General features: G+C 45.1%; 13 protein-coding genes and 2 pseudogenes. 9 read left to right on the top strand and 6 right to left on the bottom strand.

What is annotated here, in order from left to right:
- Positions 1-90 precede the first annotated feature (90 nt).
- A pseudogene (locus tag HUG15_RS15570) lies at positions 91-174 on the bottom strand (YjcZ family sporulation protein); the annotation flags it as partial.
- Positions 175-331: 157 nt separating this feature from the next.
- Between HUG15_RS15570 and HUG15_RS15565 the strand changes: the two are divergent.
- The 6 genes from HUG15_RS15565 to HUG15_RS15535 all read left to right on the top strand — a co-directional run bounded on the left by HUG15_RS15565 (position 332) and on the right by HUG15_RS15535 (position 8,674).
- Entirely contained in the window at positions 332-640 is a 309-nt protein-coding gene (locus HUG15_RS15565) for a hypothetical protein (RefSeq protein ID WP_200123964.1), read from the top strand.
- 116 nt (positions 641-756) lie between these two features.
- Positions 757-2,394: a BCCT family transporter gene (locus HUG15_RS15560; protein ID WP_200123963.1), complete on the top strand. Its 1,638-nt coding sequence runs from the start codon at positions 757-759 to the stop codon at positions 2,392-2,394.
- A gap of 250 nt (positions 2,395-2,644) precedes the next feature.
- Positions 2,645-4,168, top strand: coding sequence for a long-chain-fatty-acid--CoA ligase (locus HUG15_RS15555; protein WP_200123962.1), 1,524 nt, complete (start codon positions 2,645-2,647; stop codon positions 4,166-4,168).
- A 19-nt stretch (positions 4,169-4,187) separates the two neighbouring features.
- Positions 4,188-5,324, top strand: a complete 1,137-nt coding sequence (locus HUG15_RS15550; RefSeq protein WP_200123961.1) for a CaiB/BaiF CoA transferase family protein — start codon at positions 4,188-4,190, stop codon at positions 5,322-5,324.
- 6 nt (positions 5,325-5,330) lie between these two features.
- Complete coding sequence (locus HUG15_RS15545; RefSeq protein ID WP_200123960.1) at positions 5,331-6,932, top strand: long-chain fatty acid--CoA ligase; 1,602 nt, start codon at positions 5,331-5,333, stop codon at positions 6,930-6,932.
- A gap of 761 nt (positions 6,933-7,693) precedes the next feature.
- The gene (locus HUG15_RS15535) at positions 7,694-8,674 is read left to right on the top strand and encodes a S8 family peptidase (RefSeq protein ID WP_281393513.1); all 981 of its coding nucleotides are present in this window, start codon (positions 7,694-7,696) and stop codon (positions 8,672-8,674) included.
- 549 nt (positions 8,675-9,223) lie between these two features.
- On the opposite strand, the gene cls is transcribed toward HUG15_RS15535, so the two are convergent.
- Complete coding sequence (gene cls, locus HUG15_RS15530; RefSeq protein ID WP_200123957.1) at positions 9,224-10,666, bottom strand: cardiolipin synthase; 1,443 nt, start codon at positions 10,664-10,666, stop codon at positions 9,224-9,226.
- A 141-nt stretch (positions 10,667-10,807) separates the two neighbouring features.
- Here cls and HUG15_RS15525 point away from each other — a divergent pair, with 141 nt between their 5' ends.
- On the top strand, positions 10,808-11,155 hold the full coding sequence (locus HUG15_RS15525) for a YflT domain-containing protein (protein ID WP_200123956.1): 348 nt from the start codon (positions 10,808-10,810) through the stop codon (positions 11,153-11,155).
- 491 nt (positions 11,156-11,646) lie between these two features.
- On the opposite strand, the gene HUG15_RS15520 is transcribed toward HUG15_RS15525, so the two are convergent.
- Entirely contained in the window at positions 11,647-11,865 is a 219-nt protein-coding gene (locus tag HUG15_RS15520; protein WP_200123955.1) for a hypothetical protein, read from the bottom strand.
- A 145-nt stretch (positions 11,866-12,010) separates the two neighbouring features.
- Between HUG15_RS15520 and HUG15_RS15515 the strand changes: the two genes are divergently transcribed.
- Both HUG15_RS15515 and HUG15_RS15510 read left to right on the top strand, forming a co-directional pair.
- Positions 12,011-12,793, top strand: coding sequence for a gluconate 2-dehydrogenase subunit 3 family protein (locus HUG15_RS15515; RefSeq protein WP_200123954.1), 783 nt, complete (start codon positions 12,011-12,013; stop codon positions 12,791-12,793).
- A 13-nt stretch (positions 12,794-12,806) separates the two neighbouring features.
- A complete protein-coding gene (locus HUG15_RS15510) occupies positions 12,807-14,567 on the top strand; it encodes a GMC family oxidoreductase (protein ID WP_200123953.1) in 1,761 nt (586 codons plus the stop codon).
- 77 nt (positions 14,568-14,644) lie between these two features.
- On the opposite strand, the gene HUG15_RS15505 is transcribed toward HUG15_RS15510, so the two are convergent.
- From HUG15_RS15505 to HUG15_RS15495, 3 genes and pseudogenes are all read right to left on the bottom strand, one after another.
- Positions 14,645-14,890 (bottom strand): hypothetical protein, encoded by a 246-nt coding sequence (locus HUG15_RS15505; RefSeq protein ID WP_200123952.1) that lies wholly within the window; start codon positions 14,888-14,890, stop codon positions 14,645-14,647.
- A gap of 618 nt (positions 14,891-15,508) precedes the next feature.
- The gene (locus HUG15_RS15500; RefSeq protein WP_200123767.1) at positions 15,509-16,693 is read right to left on the bottom strand and encodes an IS256 family transposase; all 1,185 of its coding nucleotides are present in this window, start codon (positions 16,691-16,693) and stop codon (positions 15,509-15,511) included.
- 169 nt (positions 16,694-16,862) lie between these two features.
- A pseudogene (locus HUG15_RS15495) lies at positions 16,863-17,460 on the bottom strand (NADPH-dependent FMN reductase).
- Positions 17,461-17,660: the final 200 nt, after the last annotated feature.

Below are 17,660 nucleotides of genomic sequence, written 5' to 3'. Positions count from 1 at the left end.
AAACTCCCACTTGACCAGTGGGAGTTTTATACGTTGAGCGGCTAATGATTAGCAAAAACCGCCGCCATAACCATAGCCGCCGTAACCTTTTCCTCCGCCAAACGATGTTCCTACAATGATCAGAAGGATGAACAGCACAACAATGAGCGCAAATCCTCCGCCTGCTCCGTACATTTTAATCCCCCTTTCAACATGTATCAGTAATAATGTATGATGAACAATTAGATAGTGAAAGGGCAGTTGAACTACATAAAAACTGCATAGGCTGAAAAGGCGGGTCTATGGCAGACTTGCAGGAGCGAAAATAGGCACTTGGGGCGGAGGATTGGATATGGGGAAAAAACGCAATTGGTTTTTAAGCGGCCTCACTTTGTGGCTGCTTATTGTCGTATTTTCACTCGTTACGCAAAAGATTAGCCATGTGTATACGATTTCCGGTTGGATCGCGATGGTGGGGATTGTTATCTTAGGATTTGTGAGCCTCATTACCATTAAAGATGAACACCGGCATAAAAAGAAGATGGATGGGGATTATAAAAAAACCGCCAAGGAAGGAAGTAGCATAAGTTTTAAATTATTCCTATTCCTGTTGCCGCATATTGTGACTAGCCTTGTTTTAATTTATATAATATATCCGTAATTTTGATTTTAAATGCATACTTTCGACATTTTTTGGGAAGAAATCCTTGAAGGTTTTCATGTGGATGTTATACACTAGGTAGAGTTTTCGTCATACTTAAGTCAGGAGGATTTAGGATGCAAAAGAAAAATAGTAAATTAACGCCCGTATTTTGGGTGGCCGTAGCCATCGCGACGGTTTTTATACTATGGGGTACCTTTTTACCCGAGAATGTTGAAACTGTACTTGGGTTTATCGATGGTTTTATAGCTTCAAACCTTGGCTGGTTTTATATGCTAGTCATGACGTTCTTTGTCCTTTTTGCCATCTTTATGGTGGTAAGTCCTTATGGAAGGATTACACTCGGAAAACCGGATGAGAAACCGGAATACAGTTATTTTACATGGTTTGCCTTTCTCTTTACAGCGGGAATGGGCGTCGGTCTCGTATTCTTCGGTGTTACGGAACCGTTGACGCATTTTCACGCTCCGCCATCGGAAGATCCCGGTTCGATGGCAGCAGCGGAAGAATCGCTGCAACATACGTTGTTCCATTGGGGAATCCATCCGTGGGCTACATATGCCGTTGTTGGCTTGGTCCTCGCGTATTTTAAATTCAGGCATCAGGCGCCGATCTTGATAAGCTCTGCACTCACCCCGATATTGGGGGATCGGGCAAAAGGCGGCTGGGGACAAGCGGTTGATGTGTTGGCCGTATTCGGCACCATCTTTGGTATTGCCACTTCCCTAGGTTTGGGCGCGACGCAGATTACCGCCGGCTTAAGCTTTAGTTTTGATGGCATAGAGAACACTATCATGACGCAGCTGCTCGTCGTTCTGATCATAACCGTCCTTTTTATTACCTCGGCGGTCAGCGGTGTCGATCGGGGGATCCGTTATTTAAGCTGGATGAACATCATTGTAGCAATCGGTTTGATGATTTTTGTATTCGTGCTCGGATCAACGGTGCAGATGGTTGATTCGTTTATGACGACAACAGGGAATTATTTACAAAACCTGCCCAGCATGACGTTTGACATGAATGCCTTCACAGGAGAGCGGGACTTTCTAAATGATTGGACACTCTTTTACTGGGCTTGGTGGATTGGTTGGTCGGCGTTCGTCGGAACGTTTATTGCCCGGGTATCCAAGGGTAGAACCATCCGGGAATTTGTCATCGGGGTTACGGCAGTCCCGTTCGTGTTTAGCGCGATTTGGTTCGCGGTTTTAGGTGTCGCCGGCATCGAGATGGATCAATCGTTGGGAGGACAGTTATATGACCTCGTGGGAGCGCAAGGGGACGAAGTTGCCCTATTCGCGTTTCTGGAAAATCTCCCACTGGCAACCCTTGTAATCGGCATAGCCGTGTTGCTGATTGCCTCGTTCTTTGTGACGTCTGCCGATGCAGGGACATTTGTGCTAGGCATGCTTACGACCGGCGGAAGGCTTAATCCACCCCTGAACATTAAAATCATTTGGGGCGTGATCCTTGCAGGAACAGCTTCTGTCCTTCTATTTTCCGGTGGTCTGGAAGCCTTGGAGATGGCGATGCTCATTGCCGCATTCCCATTCTCGTTCGTCGTGATACTGTTGGCTATATCACTCGTTAAAGCGTTAAGCAATGAGTACGATATATTACGTCTGGAGAGCAAACAACAAGAGTTTGAACCCGATTTCCAGGAAGAATCCAAGCGTGAACTTGAAGAAAAACGCGAGGAATTCGAGCAATCGCTCCCGGACGAAGAGGTCGAGATTGAAGGAGAAGAAAAACAGTAAGCTTTCATTCGCTTAAAACAGCCCATTTTGGGCTGTTTTTTTTCGCAGTTTATATAGGCAAGAGAAGGAAGAGCCTGTCCGGGAGGGACAGTCGAAAATACTCTTGTCCATTTATCAACAAACTGCTAGGATAAGAGCATAACGACTCCATTAGCGTGAGGATAATCGTATATGTTCAGAATATACTTGTAAAGGGAGTGTCTAGGGAGGAAGCTGAGATAAACAATCTAACGCGGGGGAGGGGCAAAACATGAATCTCATTTCCGTTTTTGTTCAAAACGTTCGTCGCCACCCGGAGAAAATGGCTTTGATTTATAATGATCGAACATACACCTATTGGGAACTGAATCAACGCATTAATCGTTTCGCAAATGGTTTGACGCAGTTAGGGGTGCACAAAGGTGACAAAGTAGCCTTGATGATGAAAAACTCAGATGATTTTGTGATTGCCTTTTATGGAGCAGCAAAGCTTGGTGCTGTCCTTGTGCCTATTAACTTTCGGCTCATCGGGAATGAAGTTCAATATATTTTGGAACAGTCGGACACAGTTACAGTCGTTTGTGACGAGGAGTTCGAAAAAATTATCAACGAAGCAAGCGCTTCCATTTCCGGGATACGTGATGTTGTTTCCGTGCCGACAGCAAAGCTAGACAAGCATCTTTCATTTGAGAATGTCTTTCACGCGTCAGATGAAGAACCTAATGTACGTATAGACGAAGATGATGATTTTGAAATCCTTTATACCTCTGGGACAACAGGGCTTCCGAAAGGCGCGCTATTTGATCACAAACGAATCTTGTACATTTCCCAAGGCGTAACGGGACTGATGGGTTTGCACGCGAATGAAACCCATCTTCATGTGGCGCCATTGTTTCACTCTGCCCAGTTAAATCTCTTTTTGTTGCAAGGGCTTTATGTAGGAGCGACACACGTCATTCTTCGTGATTTTGATCCTACAACCGTACTTGAAATGATCGAAAAACACCGGATTACCTTTTTCTTTGGAATTCCGACGATGTATTCCTATTTGTTGCAAGTGCCGAATGCAGACGAATATGAACTTGATTCAATCAAATTGTGCGGATATGGCGCAGCACCGATGGCTCCTGATGTTGTACGCCAAAGTATGAAGTTATTTAATACAAACCAATTTTACAATTTATGTGGGTTAACGGAAGGAGGACCGAGTGGAATCGGTCTTATGCCGGAAGATCATAAAGATCACATTGGAAAGTCCGGCCGTTACCCTATGCTATTTGTAGAGACGAAAGTGGCAAACGAGAACGGATCGGAGGCAGCAGACGGAGTAGTCGGGGAGCTCCTCTTGCGAGGGGATCCCATTATGAAGGAATATTATAAGAAACCGGAAGCGACAGCAACCACCATTGTAGATGGGTGGCTTCATACCGGTGATTTAACCGTGCGTGACCAAGAAGGATACATCACTCTCGTTGACCGAAGCAAGGATATGATCATTTCCGGCGGAGAAAACGTCTATACAGTGGAAGTGGAAAACGTTCTTTACGGACATGCGAAAATATTGGAGGCCGGAGTGGTCGGTACACCGGACCCTACATGGGGAGAGGTTGTGACCGCCGTTGTTGCCCCCAAACCGGGAGAGACGATAACCCTTGCGGAACTGGAAGAGTTCTGTCGTGATGAAATGGCCGCGTTCAAGATTCCACGAAAGCTACAAGTGGTAGAGGAATTGCCGCGTAATGCTTCAGGAAAATTACAAAAATATAAAATGCGTGAAGCCTTGAAAGAGACTTAATGATAAAGAAGGGAAAGACATGTCCAATACACTCGGTAATGTACGCGTACTTGACCTCACACGTCTTCTACCCGGTCCTTACGCGACGATGCTACTCGCCGATTTTGGTGCTGAAGTGATTAAAATTGAAGAAACGAACGTGGGCGATTACGCGCGCGTAATGCCGCCGATAGTCGATGAAAATGGCGCACTTTTTCATTCTTTGAATCGCAATAAAAAGAGCGTCACGCTTGATTTAAAAACGGAAGAAGGAAAAGACACTTTTTTAAAAATGGCCAAGACGGCCGATGTGGTGATTGAATCCTTTCGGCCCGGTGTCATGGACAGGCTCGGCATCGGCTATGAAACATTGAAAGATATCAACCCCGGACTTATTTTTTGCGCGATAACCGGCTACGGGCAAACCGGGCCTTACGCACAGTACTCCGGCCATGATATTAATTATCTTAGTTACGCCGGCATTCTTCACTTAATGGGCAAAACGTATGAAAAGCCGTCGATCCCTTCCGTTCAAATCGCGGACATAGGTGGTGGCGCCCTTCCTGCTATCGCAGGCATTTTACTCGCGTTGTTAGAAAAAAGGCAAACCGGACGCGGACAAATGGTCGATATATCCATGCTGGACGGGGTGATCGCTTGGCTGCAAACCATCCTTCCGGAACATTTTGTAAAAAAACAGTCGGTTCAAAAAGAGGAGTTGCCGCTTGCCGGCAGAAATGCCTGTTACGAAGTTTATGAAACGAAAGATGGGCGCTGGTTGTCCGTCGGTGCATTGGAGCCGAAGTTTTGGAAAGCGTTTTGCGAAGGGGTCGGAAAAGAATCATTGATCCCACTGCAGTATGCTTCAGTAGCCGAGCAACATCGCTTAAAAGCGGAGATCCAAGCCGTTATTTCCGAAAAAGATTTATCGGAATGGATGGACGTGTTTCAAGATCGAGAGGCTTGTGTGGCGCCGCTGCTGACGATGGAAGAAGTCACACGTGATCCCCACGTGCTTGAAAGGGAGATGGTCCAAAGCGTAAATGGCGCACAACACATCGGTTCTCCGATTAAGTTATCCGAAAGTCCGGCGTCTATTCACTCAAAGGGACCTCGGCTCGGGGAACATACGGATGAACTATTGGCAGAACTAAACGATGACTATAAAGGGGAGTGATCAGCAATGATGAATACACAACTATTGGTAGCGCCAATGTTGGAGCGCGCGGAAACATATTTTCCGAAAAAGGAAGTGGTTTCCAGGACATTGGATACGACGCATCGTCTGACATACAGGGATATTGGCAAACGCACGCGCGCATTGGCGAGCGTTCTTGAAAAGTTCGGTGTGCAAAGAGGCGAACGTGTCGGCTCTTTTGCGTGGAACCACCATCGCCATTTGGAAGCGTATTTCGGCGTCCCCGGGATGGGCGGCATCATCCATATGATCAATATCCGTCTTCCGGAAGAGCACCTCGTACACGTCATTAACCATGCCGAAGACCGTGTGCTCTTGATTGATGAAGACTTGTTGCCTTTGATCGAGAGGGTCAAGGATAAGCTCACGTCTGTGCATACGTTCGTGGTGATGACCGACAAGGATGAGCTTCCGGAAACGTCGCTAGCGCCGATATATTCTTATGAAGCACTCATCCGCGACGGCGACGAAACGTACGAATTTTTACAGGATATCGATGAAAATGAACCGGCAGCGATGTGCTATACATCGGCGACGACAGGATTGCCGAAAGGCGTCGTCTATTCCCATCGGGGGATTGCGTTGCACACATTGTCCCTCGGCTTGGCCGACTCGGCCGCGGCATCCGAGGATGATGTCAGTATGCCTGTCGTGCCCATGTTTCATGTTAACGCATGGGGAATGCCTTTTTCGTCGACATGGTTTGGATCAAAGCAAGTGTTGCCGGGACCGAACTTTACACCTAAGTTGATAGCAGAACTGATTCAAAGTGAAGGCGTAACGATCACTGCCGGCGTTCCCACGATTTGGCTCGGGTTGTTGCAAGTGTTGGAACAAGAAAATTATGATATGAGCAGCTTGCGCGCGGTCCTTTGCGGAGGTTCCGCAGCACCAAAAGGAATGATCGAGAAATTTGAAAAGGAATACAACATTCCTTTCGTTCATGCTTACGGGATGACGGAAACGACGCCTCTTGTGACCCTATCCCGTCTGAAAAGCCATCAACAGGAGCTCCCTGAAGCCGAACGGATGGATGTTCGCTCGACACAGGGAATGGCGGTTCCGGGCATCGATATCAAAGCGATCAATGAAAACGGCGATATCAAATGGGACGGGGAGGACATGGGCGAACTGCTCATTCGCGGCCCGTGGATTGCCGATGAATATCATAACGATAATCGCAGCGAGGAAGCTTTTCAGGATGGATGGCTCTACACCGGCGATGTTGTGACCATTGATGAGGAAGGGTCCATCAATATTGTTGATCGCACGAAAGATTTGATCAAAAGCGGGGGCGAGTGGATTTCGTCGGTAGAGTTGGAAAACGCGATTATGGCCCATGATGCTGTACAGGAAGCGGCAGTGGTAGCGGTGGCCGATCCGAAATGGCAAGAACGCCCCGTGGCATGTGTGGTCGTCAAAGATGGCGATAAAGTATCGATCTCAAAAGACGACATTAACGATTTCCTCCGACCACAATTTGCAAAATGGTGGCTTCCGGACGACGTGTTGTTCATGGACGAAATCCCAAAAACGTCAGTAGGAAAGTTTTTGAAAAGAGCGTTACGGGACAAAGTACAGCAGTGAATAACGGAAAAGGCAGTGCCGGGAACAGGGCGCTGCCTTCATTTTTGGATAGAAAAAATTCATAATAGAAATAGTATATTGAATTAAGGTGTATTAAAAAAGATAGGATCACTAGTGCAAGGTGGCTTAATTACCTAATCATGGAGACAGTTGGCAGAAGTTCGGTCGGCAACGCTTCTGGCTCCCTAACGGACAATTTACCGCGTCATGGCGACCGAGAAAGTGGTCGGTTCTCGTGTTCGGTCGCCATAACCGTTTTATGACGACCGTAATGGCCTGAATCGAAAGCGTTCGGGCGTCATAGCCGCTTCATGGTGACCGAAAAGGCTTGTATCAAAGATATTCGGTCGGCATGGCTGCCTCATGGCGACCGAATGAGAGATTGGCTTTCGTGTTCGGTCGCCATGAACTGTTTCATGGCGACCGGGGAGCCTGCTTCGCAAGAAACCATTCGGTCATTGACGATAGCCTTTGATACCTTAATTCGGGCTGTGGCGGTTTAATCCAATCGATCACTGACCCCAGTTTGAAGCCCTAATCCGGTCTTCCGATCGTTGGTGTGACCGCTTTTTTTCGACAGGCTGCACTAGGAAGATCATATGGTTCATATTTACATTGGTATCTGTGCATAAATGTTGGTTCTACACCCATAAAACCAACATGGAATTGTTCACTAAATTCTTAAATTTACCAAATTTACGTTTTTATTGAAAGGAAAGTGGGAATACATACTATAACCCATAGTTAAGGAGGCGTTAATGATGAAAAAAGCTCGTCTGATTCCTTTTAAACGTGAAAGAGTTGTGACGACGTCATCTGAAGTACCGACAGGCATTGAAATGGTCGAGGCTCCGATGTTGTGGGAGGCTGAAGAAAAAGGTGAAGGGCAGGTCATAGCGGTCATTGACACGGGTTGTCAAACGGATCATCCTGATTTGCAAGAAAGAATTATTGGAGGAAGAAACTTCACGACTGATTACAACGGGGATGAAACTAATTTTTCGGATAATAATGGACATGGTACCCATGTGGCTGGGACAGTTGCTGCTACAAAGACCGGGAATGGCGTTTTAGGTGTTGCGCCTCGAGCGGATCTTTGTATTTTAAAAGCTTTAAGTGAGGATGGCAGTGGTCAGATGGAATGGATCATTGAAGCCGTTCGTTATGCGGTCGATTGGAGAGGACCCAACGAAGAACGGGTTCGGGTCATCACGATGTCGCTCGGAAGCCCTGAAGACGTTGAACAACTCCATGACGTCATTCAATATGCGGTTGAGCAAGAGGTTTCTGTTGTGTGCGCAGCCGGTAATGAAGGAGATGGCGAAGAGAACACAGATGAGTTTGCATATCCCGGTGCTTATAACGAAACGATCGCCGTAGGCGCCGTAAACTTTGATCTGGAAACCACTGAATTTACGAATACGAATGATGAAATCGACCTCGTTGCTCCCGGTGTAAACATTTTATCCACGTATATCAATGGGGAGTATGCCGAGTTAACAGGAACCTCCATGTCTACCCCCCATGTCGCAGGTGGCGTAGCTATGCTGATCAACATGGCTGAACGTGATTTTGAACGATCCCTTTCAGAAGCAGAAATCTACGCTCAGTTAATTCGACGGACAACCCCCATTGGTTATGCGAATCAAGCAGAAGGCAATGGCTTTTTAACCCTCGGGTTGGTAGAAAGAAGTACGGAATGGTTGGTTGAGAAAGGTAAAGAAGATCCTATTCGGCGTTGACAAAATCATAGACTGAACACAAGGGAATATGGAAAATAAGGCTGGAACAGAAGGTATAAACTAATTGATGTTAGAACAAAAAATAAAACCGCGTGGAATCAAGGTTTTAAAATTTGATTTCACGCGGTTTATTCATTTTTACAGGGTTATGTCCCAGACGCATTGCTTACAGTACCGATTTCAAGGTTTCCATCACACTGTGTTATATTTTTGCACGTATCTCGGAATACTCCCTATAGTCAAAAAAAGTATAGAATCTCATTGTCATGGCAGCAAGTATTTTAGATAATCCTTGAACTATTATCGGCTGAATTTAAGCAAATGGACCGAAAATACAGGAATCGTTGCCATACCCCGTTATACGCCAATGATCCAAATATGATAAATCCCTGCTACAATAGCACCCGTAAATCCGATAAGGGGGATGCATAATAAGTCAATCTCCATCACCTCCGTCAAAAATACAGAAAGAAACCATAGGATCATATTCCTTTCAAATATTTCACAAAGGAATCGACAGCACCATAAGGGAAAACCGTCCCCCGTAAACTATAACAATGGAGACAACAACTTCGAGAAGTTCTCTTTTATACGAATCCATGTAGAACGCTGTTCGTACTCTTCAAGGGGGAGTTTGCGGCAATGGGCAAGGTCATGTTGGAATGTTTCTTTCATACGCAAGGCCATTGCTTCATCGTACATAAATGTGTTGACCTCGAAATTTAGACGGACACTTCTCTCATCCATATTTGTTGTTCCGAGTGTGCTTACTTGATCATCTACGACCATCGTTTTCGCGTGTATAAACCCATGATCATAAATATATACAGTGGCACCGAGTTTAATGAGCTCACCGATATAAAAGTACGTCGCCCAATAGATAAAAGGGTGATCGGGTTTATTCGGAATCATTATTTTCACATCGATGCCGCTTAGGATGGCGACCCGTAAGTTATCGAACAGACCAAAATCAGGGATAAAATAAGGGGTTTGGATATAGATATAGTGCTTGGCCTTTTGAATCATCCGGACAAATCCATTTTTCACTTGATTGTGTTCGAGCCCCGGCCCGCTCGCCACAATTTGCATAGGGACGCCACTATTTAAAGAGGAAAAAACCGGCACTTGATAACTGTGAAATTCGTGAGATCCAACTTTTCTCCCTTTATTCCAATCGGAAATAAACTGGTCATGGAGGTGATGAACGGCACTTCCAGTGATACGCAGATGAGAATCACGCCAATACCCGAGATTATCGTTTTCAGTCGTGTATTTATCTCCGATATTAAAGCCGCCCATGTAAGCGATGCCATCATCAATAATCCCGATCTTGCGGTGGTTGCGGTGATTGAGACTGCCATACGAGAACATGGATCTCGGGGGAAAGAACCTCTTGACTTTGCCGCCGGCATTGAGGTAATTCTTTAAATAGCGATTCGTTAGCTTATAAGAACCAAGCCCATCGACAAGCAACATCACTTCTACTCCTTGTCTCGCTTTTTCCGTCAGCAGCCGAATGAAATTTCCGCCCAATTCATCGGTATTAATGGCAAAGTACTGCAGGTGAACATAATCTTGCGCTGAGCGGATATCTTCAAATAACGCTTCAAATTTTTCTTTTCCGTCGGTTAACAAATCAACCGATCGGGCATGTGTCAGCGGGGCATGGTTGTGGGTAAGGTGCATATAAATTAAGCCCTCCAGCCCCTCAAAGCTCGGTGTGTTTCGAATAAGCGTGCGTTTTGCAAACGCCTCTCGCTGATAGCGAAGCAGCGCATTCGTTTTAAATAGGGAGTTTTCATTCCAAGGGTTGTTTTTCAGTTCTCTTCCAAAAATAAAATAAAAGATCAGCCCGGCCACAGGCAGAAATAGTAAAACCATCAACCATGCCCACGTGGCTTGTGCACTTTTACGTTCATGAAAAATAATGACAAGGCCAAGAAAGATATTTAAAAGTAAAATGCTAAGAATCAGAAACTCTGTCCAAGACATATGATATATTTCCTTTTCGCTAACGTTAATTAAACTATCCCCTCTAATCATTCCATTTAAACGTGAGGCAAAAGAAGGTGTTTGTATAAATTTTGGGACGGGTAAAGAGATCATGACCAATCTAAAAGGAGAGGGATAAAGATGCAGAAACCTATATTCAAAGAATATATGAGCGACGATGAAGCGGTTCGCGCCATAAAAAAACTGAAAACACAGGTAAATACGGATAACATTTACGTGATTACCCATGATGACGAGCATACAGATAGAGTTGCAAACCGGGCAGGTGCTAATAAGGTGGGGGTGGATGAAACAGGATTCGGGGTTTCCGTGAAAAACATCTTTCGCAAAAAAGAAGATGAATTAAGGGCGAAATTGGAGAAGCTGGGTTTTTCAGAGACAGAAGCAAAGCAACTGGAAAGTGAACTGGATAAAGGGGCTGTCATCGTTGCGGCCACAGAAGCACCAGAGGGCGTAGTTGTAGAATAAAGGGAACGAGCGAGGGGACCGGGTTTCATTAAGGAGAAAATAGTTTGGAGTTTATCCAAAGAGGCAGTGTGTCCGCTTAAAAAAGAGGTTTTGTTTCAGTCGTTGGCCTACATGTATGAGACGGTTAATATGTCTTTTCATATGGCAGTTTTACGGAGAAGCAGGTTTAAAGCCTTGTACTTCAGACAATATTTGTCGCAACAAGTTCTCGCTCATCGTTGCAACCTCCCGGACGGGAATGCTTGTTTGCTATTATTCTATCGCATTCTTCGAGAAATTTCAAAAATATATATGTAAACATTCTAGTGGAATAAATTAGAACGCATTGAAGCGGGAAGGAGGAGATCATCCTCCTTCCCGCTTGTGTTTCAATTTCCATTATCTCGATTTTGTTCAACTTTTTTTTAGTAGGTAAGAAAGTAAAAAATTTTTACCTACATAAGTTGGCCTAAGGCTTTTCGCCTTAAAAGCTTGGCAAAAAGCTAAGTTTTCTAATTAATAACGTCTCCCGGAGATTGTTCCGTAGCTCCAGCACCGCCATGCCGATCGTTTTCCATATTGATATCTTCCATGTCCTCTTGCGGCTCGTCATTATTTTGCATATCGTCGTTCATATCGCTGTCATCTACATCGCCACCTCCGTTGCATGCGACTAACAATGCAAATGACAACATCCCGGATAAAACTCCGTACAATAATTTTTTGCCCACGATTGAGACCTCCCTTTTTATAAAGCTTTCCCTGCTCCTTATGTATTCTTCCAAAAAATACTGGCTGGGATGTATGATTTTAACAAAACTAAGCACAATACGAACCAATATACTTATAAAGCCTGAACAATAAAGGAGTGAAACGATGGCGGATAACAATAACACCGACAACAACACCAACGGCGATTCCGGAATCAGTCGCCGGACGTTTATTAAAAATACCGGGCTCGTCACCGGCGGTATCGTCGGGGGCGGACTGCTTGGCGGCATTCTCGGCAATCAGTGGCAAACCGGTACGCAAACGGACACCGGCGGTGCCACGGATGAAGAGGGTGATACGAATCGTGTTGATGAAGCGAGAATGTTCTTTACCCGTGACGCAGATTTTAATGTGCTAAGTGCGGCAACGGAAAGAATATTCCCTGAAGATGACAACGGACCGGGAGCCATTGGTTTAGGTGTCCCTTATTTTATTGATCGGCAGTTGGCTGGCTCATGGGGGGATAACATTCATGAATACATGCAGGGACCTTTTAGTCAGGGCGAAGATAGTCAAGGGTTTCAGTCTGCTTTAACAAGAGGACAAATCTTTCTTCAGGGCGTTCGTCAAATCAATGAAGTAAGTCAAGACGGATTCGGAGAAGCATTTGCTGATCTTGAAGAAGAACAACAAAATGAAATTTTATCAGCATTTGAAGACGGTGAAGTAGACATGAGAGGCGTTACCTCTCCAACATTTTTTAACATGCTTTTGCAAGGAACGTTACAAGGAGCATATTCTGACCCGCTCTATGGTGGGAATCGAAATATGGATGGATGGCGCATGAAGGAGTATCCGGGACCTGTTATGTCATATATGAATGAAATTGAGGAAGAAGAATTTATCGTGATGGATCCTATCAGTATTAGCGATCATCATACTAACTAAGGAGGACAGCATTATGCCAACACAATTGGATAAAGTTGATGTTGTGACAGTTGGTGTCGGTTGGACCGGCGGTATTATTGCAGCTGAACTTTCCAAAGCCGGCTATCAAGTTGTAGGTTTAGAACGAGGCGGAGAAGTAACCGTTGATGACTACCTTCATAGCAAAGATCAATTGAAATATGATTCGAGAATTGGATTGATGCATAGCCTTTCCAATGATACAGTTACGTATCGTAACAATCAAGATATGGAAGCTTTACCGATTCGTGAAAATAGCAATTTGAGAAATGGAACCCATACTGGCGGTGGGGGCAAGCATTGGGCAGGACAGACTTGGCGGTACCTCCCCTATGACTTTGAAATTTACAGTCAAACCGTAGACAGGTATGGAGAAGAAAAAATCCCCGAGGGTATGACCATCCAAGATTGGGGAATTACGTACGATGAATTAGAACCGTATTATGATCGTTTTGAACAGACAGCCGGGATCTCCGGTGAAGAAGGATCGTTCGGTCCGGAGCGATCCAATCCTTATCCGACACCGCCATTGAAGGAATCGTATCCAATGCGTATGTTTAGGGAAGCGGCTGATAATCTTGGCTACCATCCGTATAGATTACCTTCGGCAAATATTTCGGAAACCTATGAAAATCCGGATGGACAAACGATTTATGCTTGTCAATATTGTTCTTTTTGCGCAAATTATGGCTGCGACTTTGCGGCAAAATCGGATCCTGTTATTACTGTGATCCCAACGGCTCAAGAGACGGGTAACTTTGAACTTCGCACAGGATCAAATGTGACACGAATTTTGTACGAAGGTGATCAAGCCACCGGCGTGTTATTTACCGATCTGGAAACTGGAGAAGAGTTCGAACAACCTGCAGATATCGTCGTTTTGACGAGTTATACGTTTAATAATGTACGGTTGTTGTTATTGTCTGAAATTGGGGATCCGTATGACCCGGAAACCGGTGAAGGTGTGATTGGCAAAAATTTTACAGATCACCATGGTCCGGATTCCAGTTGTGCTGCTATTGGTTTTTTTGAAGATCAAAAGTTTAACTTGCATATGGGTGCAGGTGCTTTAGGCATCGTTTATGATGACTTTGTCGGGGACAATTTTGACCATACGGATGAGGATTTTATCCATGGTGGCATGGTGAGGTATCAGCAAGGGGGAGCGAACCCTATGACAAATAATGAGGTACCAAATGGAACCCCGAATTGGGGACGGGAATTCAAGGAGAAATCGTTATATTATGCCAATCGTTCTTTAGTTGTAAACTTTATGTTTAATTCGATGCCTTACCAAGATCATTATTTAGATCTTGATCCAACCTATACAGACAGTGATGGAGACCCATTAATTCGCATGACCTATGATTTTTCAGATCACGACCGAAGCCTATTTAACTTTGGTATCGATCTATGTGTAGAAATGTTGGAAGAGATGGGAGCAGATATCATCGAACCTAATGAGGAGATGGATCGCTTTGAGGTGGAAAGTACTGGGTTTACTTTTCAACATAGCAGCGGAGGGGCGATCATGGGGGACTCTCCGGACACATCGGCAGTGAACAATTATTTGCAGATGTGGGATATGGATAATTTGTTCGTCGTAGGAGCTTCTGCTTTCCCGCATTTTGGTGCTCCAAACCCGACTGCTACTGCAGGTGCCTTGGCATATCGGGCTGCTGAAGGCATTGAGGAATATTTAGAGAATGGTGGCGGCTTATTAGTCAAAGAGAGAGAACGCACGAAGCACACGTAAACTATAAGTTAAAGCCTGTGAAAAGAAAATTCACAGGCTTTTTCATTATCGTAATAAATATAAACATTGGCGAATGATTATAACTCATTATCGCTATAATCGTTTGGATTAATGTCATCTGGCTCTTCTTGGTCTTCTGGAGAACCTGACTCGTCTATCCCTTCATCTTCGACACCTTCATCCAAGTCATCGCCGCCCATGTCTTCCTCGCCCCCGGTATCGTCATCCATCCCCTCATCCCCAGGTGCCCCGCCATTGCAAGCACTTAAAATATTGAATGCAAATATACATGATAAGAAGATGTATAGTAATTTTTTATTCATTTTATCGATCCTCCTTCCGTGTAACGTTTCAAAATAATGCCTATAGAATAAGTTTGTCCATAAGTACTCGTTCACATACGAGATAAAATAATGAATGTGGTGAGGCAACTATGTTTAAAATACAAAAATGGAAATGGGAAAGGTCATGAAGCCCGAACGGGAGAGAAAAGCCCGATTACAGTCACCATGAGCGCTTCATGAAGCCTGAACGGAAGAGAAAAGCCCGATTACGGTCGCTATGAGCGTTTCATGAAGCCTGAACGGAAGAGAAAAGCCCGATTACGGTCACCATGAGCGCTTCATGAAGCCCGAACGGAAGAGAAAAGCCCGATTACGGTCACCATGAGCGTTTCATGAAGCCTGAACGGAAGAGAAAAGCCCGATTACGGTCACCATGAGCGTTTCATGAAGCCCGAATGGAAGAGAAAAGCCCGATTACGGTCTCTATGATCGCTTTAGTAGAATAGTCAAGTCCTTAATTATGTGTAAAAGTATCACAATGAATCAGCGAGTGGGAGATAGGTTTTGAACTTGGGGTGTTTCCTTCTAGGGCGCCCGCGGGCGCCCTAGAAGGAAAATTTTGCTGAATCACCCTTGCTTTCTTGCCTTTTCATTTGCTTACAAATCGGTTGGTTTTCCTTTTAAAAACGTTCGGTTACCACGATCAAGGCTTTCTTCATGTTCCTTGAGCAACGCTCCAATTAATCGAAAGGCGGATTGGGTATTTGGAAAAATCCGAATGACTTGCTCGCGGCGGCGAACCTCGGAATTTATCCCTTCGAGATTGTTTGTCGTGCGCAATTGGTCATGATAAGCGATGGGTTCATTCATAAATTGAATCGCATCTTCAAATCCTTCATCGAGTTTCTCTAACGCTTTTTCATAACCTTTGACGCCCTCGTATTGATCAAAGATCTCGGTGCGTAACTGGCGGGCTCTTGCAGGAGAACTCCCGTTTAAGAGCTCCTTAACGAGCGAACGAAAGCCTTCTGAACCTTTTTTGGGGATGTGTTCAAACAAGTTTCGCTTAAAATGAACCGTGCACCGTTGCCACGAGGTTCCAACAAACGCTTGTTGAATGGCCTGTTTCAGGCCTTCGTGCGCATCGGAAATCACCAATTGTGGCGATGCCAGACCCCTGGCTTGAAGCGATTGAAAGAATTGAAACCATCCCTCTTTGGATTCGGCATGATTCACTTGAAGACCAATGATTTCCCGTTTGTTTTGGTCATTGACCCCGAGCGCGATATAAACGGCTTTGGAGACGACCTTTTGATCCTCACGGACTTTAATATACATGGCATCGGCGTAGACATACCTGTAGGCATTCACGTTCAAAGGGCGCTGGGCCCATTCGTTGACGACCGGGTCTAATTTTTCGGTGAGCGAGGACACGAAAGATTTGGACACACGCTCGCCGCAAAGCTCTTCCACAGCCTTCGTGACTTTCCGCGTGGATACGCCGTTAACGACCATCTCCAACATCGCTAAGAGAAAGGCTTGTTCGGAACGTGCATATTTCTCAAACACAGAGGGAGAGAATTCGCCGTTGCGCGTGCGTGGAACGGTCAGTGTGACTTTCCCAAAAGACATCGTGTAATCACGTTCGTAATAGCCGTTTCGATAGTCCACACGCGCGCCATTGCGTTCATAGGCTGCTGCTTGTAAGTAATCATCGCGCTCCTGCTCCATGATTTGATTCAGGACGAGGACCATCGAGGATTTCGCGACGGCACTCATGTCTGAATTCATGAGCTCTTCTTTTAATTGATCCGCGTTTAGGGTAAGATGGAACTGGGTCATTGTCGATTCCTCCTGTTTGTTTTTTTCGCTGAAAACATTGTAACACGGGAGTCGACTTGACCCTTTTTCTTTTTACACAATTATATGGACTATACCCTTTAGAATCCCGAACACGAGAGCAAGGTCAGCGCACGCCCCCCCACACCTCGCTACAAAACGGACGATTTTCTTATCTATTGAATGCGTTCTTGACGCGTGTATGTTTTGGTTTTATACAGTTACTTCCTGTCTGATCGTTTTTAAGGCACGGAACCTGATCAAGCATTTCGTTCGCGTTATTTGCATGATAATCGGCTGTTTTAAATCACTGAAGTTTTCAAAGTCAGTCATGATTGAAAAGGTAACGACTGTGCTGACATCAGCCACTTATAGTTCGCCGAGAATGAGGCGCATATTTTCATGTACCCGAACCCCGCCCAAGTCTCCGTAACCGACAAGGCCGGCAGCTTTGTTGTTGAGTTTCCGGATTTAAAAAATCCAAAACGTTCTTTAGTGCACCTCCGACCGCGTGGTTGTATTCTGGTGTAATGAAAACGTAGCCATCAAAAGAGGCCATTTTCTCTGGCCAAGCTTTCATTCTAGCCTCCGCATTTTCACGACTTTCTTTCGAAACAGCTGCTCCCAACAGGGGCATAATTAACAAGGTCGACGATTTCATACTCAACCTCGTCATTACGATCCATGGCAAAGTTGTAGATCCAATCGGTCACACCTTCTCCATTACGACCTTGACGCACACTCCCGCTAACAATTCCTGTTTTTAACACGATGGCCCCTCCCAATTTATCTCAAAAGTCATTGAGTTACGTGAAAGGCAAGTGAAGCATTTATTAGTCCGTAAAACACCGATTTTTGGAGAATCATTGCCATCATCTTCGGTTAAACCGTCCCAGCAACCGACGTTAGCATTGCGGTGGGACTTAGCGTTGTATCGTTAATTTTATTCTTTTTCTTTTCAAAAAAACCT

It is taken from the genome of Salicibibacter cibarius (genome assembly GCF_016495725.1).
GTDB classification, from domain to species: domain Bacteria; phylum Bacillota; class Bacilli; order Bacillales; family Marinococcaceae; genus Salicibibacter; species Salicibibacter cibarius.
Note: the sequence above shows the minus strand (reverse complement) of the source record. Positions and strands in the feature narration are given on the sequence as shown.

Excerpts from the sequence above, each read along its gene's own strand:
- HUG15_RS15565 (WP_200123964.1), top strand. The coding sequence starts at position 332 with ATGGGGAAAAAACGCAATTGGTTTTTAAGCGGCCTCACTTTGTGGCTG.
- HUG15_RS15560 (WP_200123963.1), top strand. The coding sequence starts at position 757 with ATGCAAAAGAAAAATAGTAAATTAACGCCCGTATTTTGGGTGGCCGTA.
- HUG15_RS15555 (WP_200123962.1), top strand. The coding sequence starts at position 2,645 with ATGAATCTCATTTCCGTTTTTGTTCAAAACGTTCGTCGCCACCCGGAG.
- HUG15_RS15550 (WP_200123961.1), top strand. The coding sequence starts at position 4,188 with ATGTCCAATACACTCGGTAATGTACGCGTACTTGACCTCACACGTCTT.
- HUG15_RS15545 (WP_200123960.1), top strand. The coding sequence starts at position 5,331 with ATGATGAATACACAACTATTGGTAGCGCCAATGTTGGAGCGCGCGGAA.
- HUG15_RS15535 (WP_281393513.1), top strand. The coding sequence starts at position 7,694 with ATGAAAAAAGCTCGTCTGATTCCTTTTAAACGTGAAAGAGTTGTGACG.
- cls (WP_200123957.1), bottom strand. The coding sequence starts at position 10,666 with ATGTCTTGGACAGAGTTTCTGATTCTTAGCATTTTACTTTTAAATATC.
- HUG15_RS15525 (WP_200123956.1), top strand. The coding sequence starts at position 10,808 with ATGCAGAAACCTATATTCAAAGAATATATGAGCGACGATGAAGCGGTT.
- HUG15_RS15515 (WP_200123954.1), top strand. The coding sequence starts at position 12,011 with ATGGCGGATAACAATAACACCGACAACAACACCAACGGCGATTCCGGA.
- HUG15_RS15510 (WP_200123953.1), top strand. The coding sequence starts at position 12,807 with ATGCCAACACAATTGGATAAAGTTGATGTTGTGACAGTTGGTGTCGGT.
- HUG15_RS15505 (WP_200123952.1), bottom strand. The coding sequence starts at position 14,890 with ATGAATAAAAAATTACTATACATCTTCTTATCATGTATATTTGCATTC.
- HUG15_RS15500 (WP_200123767.1), bottom strand. The coding sequence starts at position 16,693 with ATGACCCAGTTCCATCTTACCCTAAACGCGGATCAATTAAAAGAAGAG.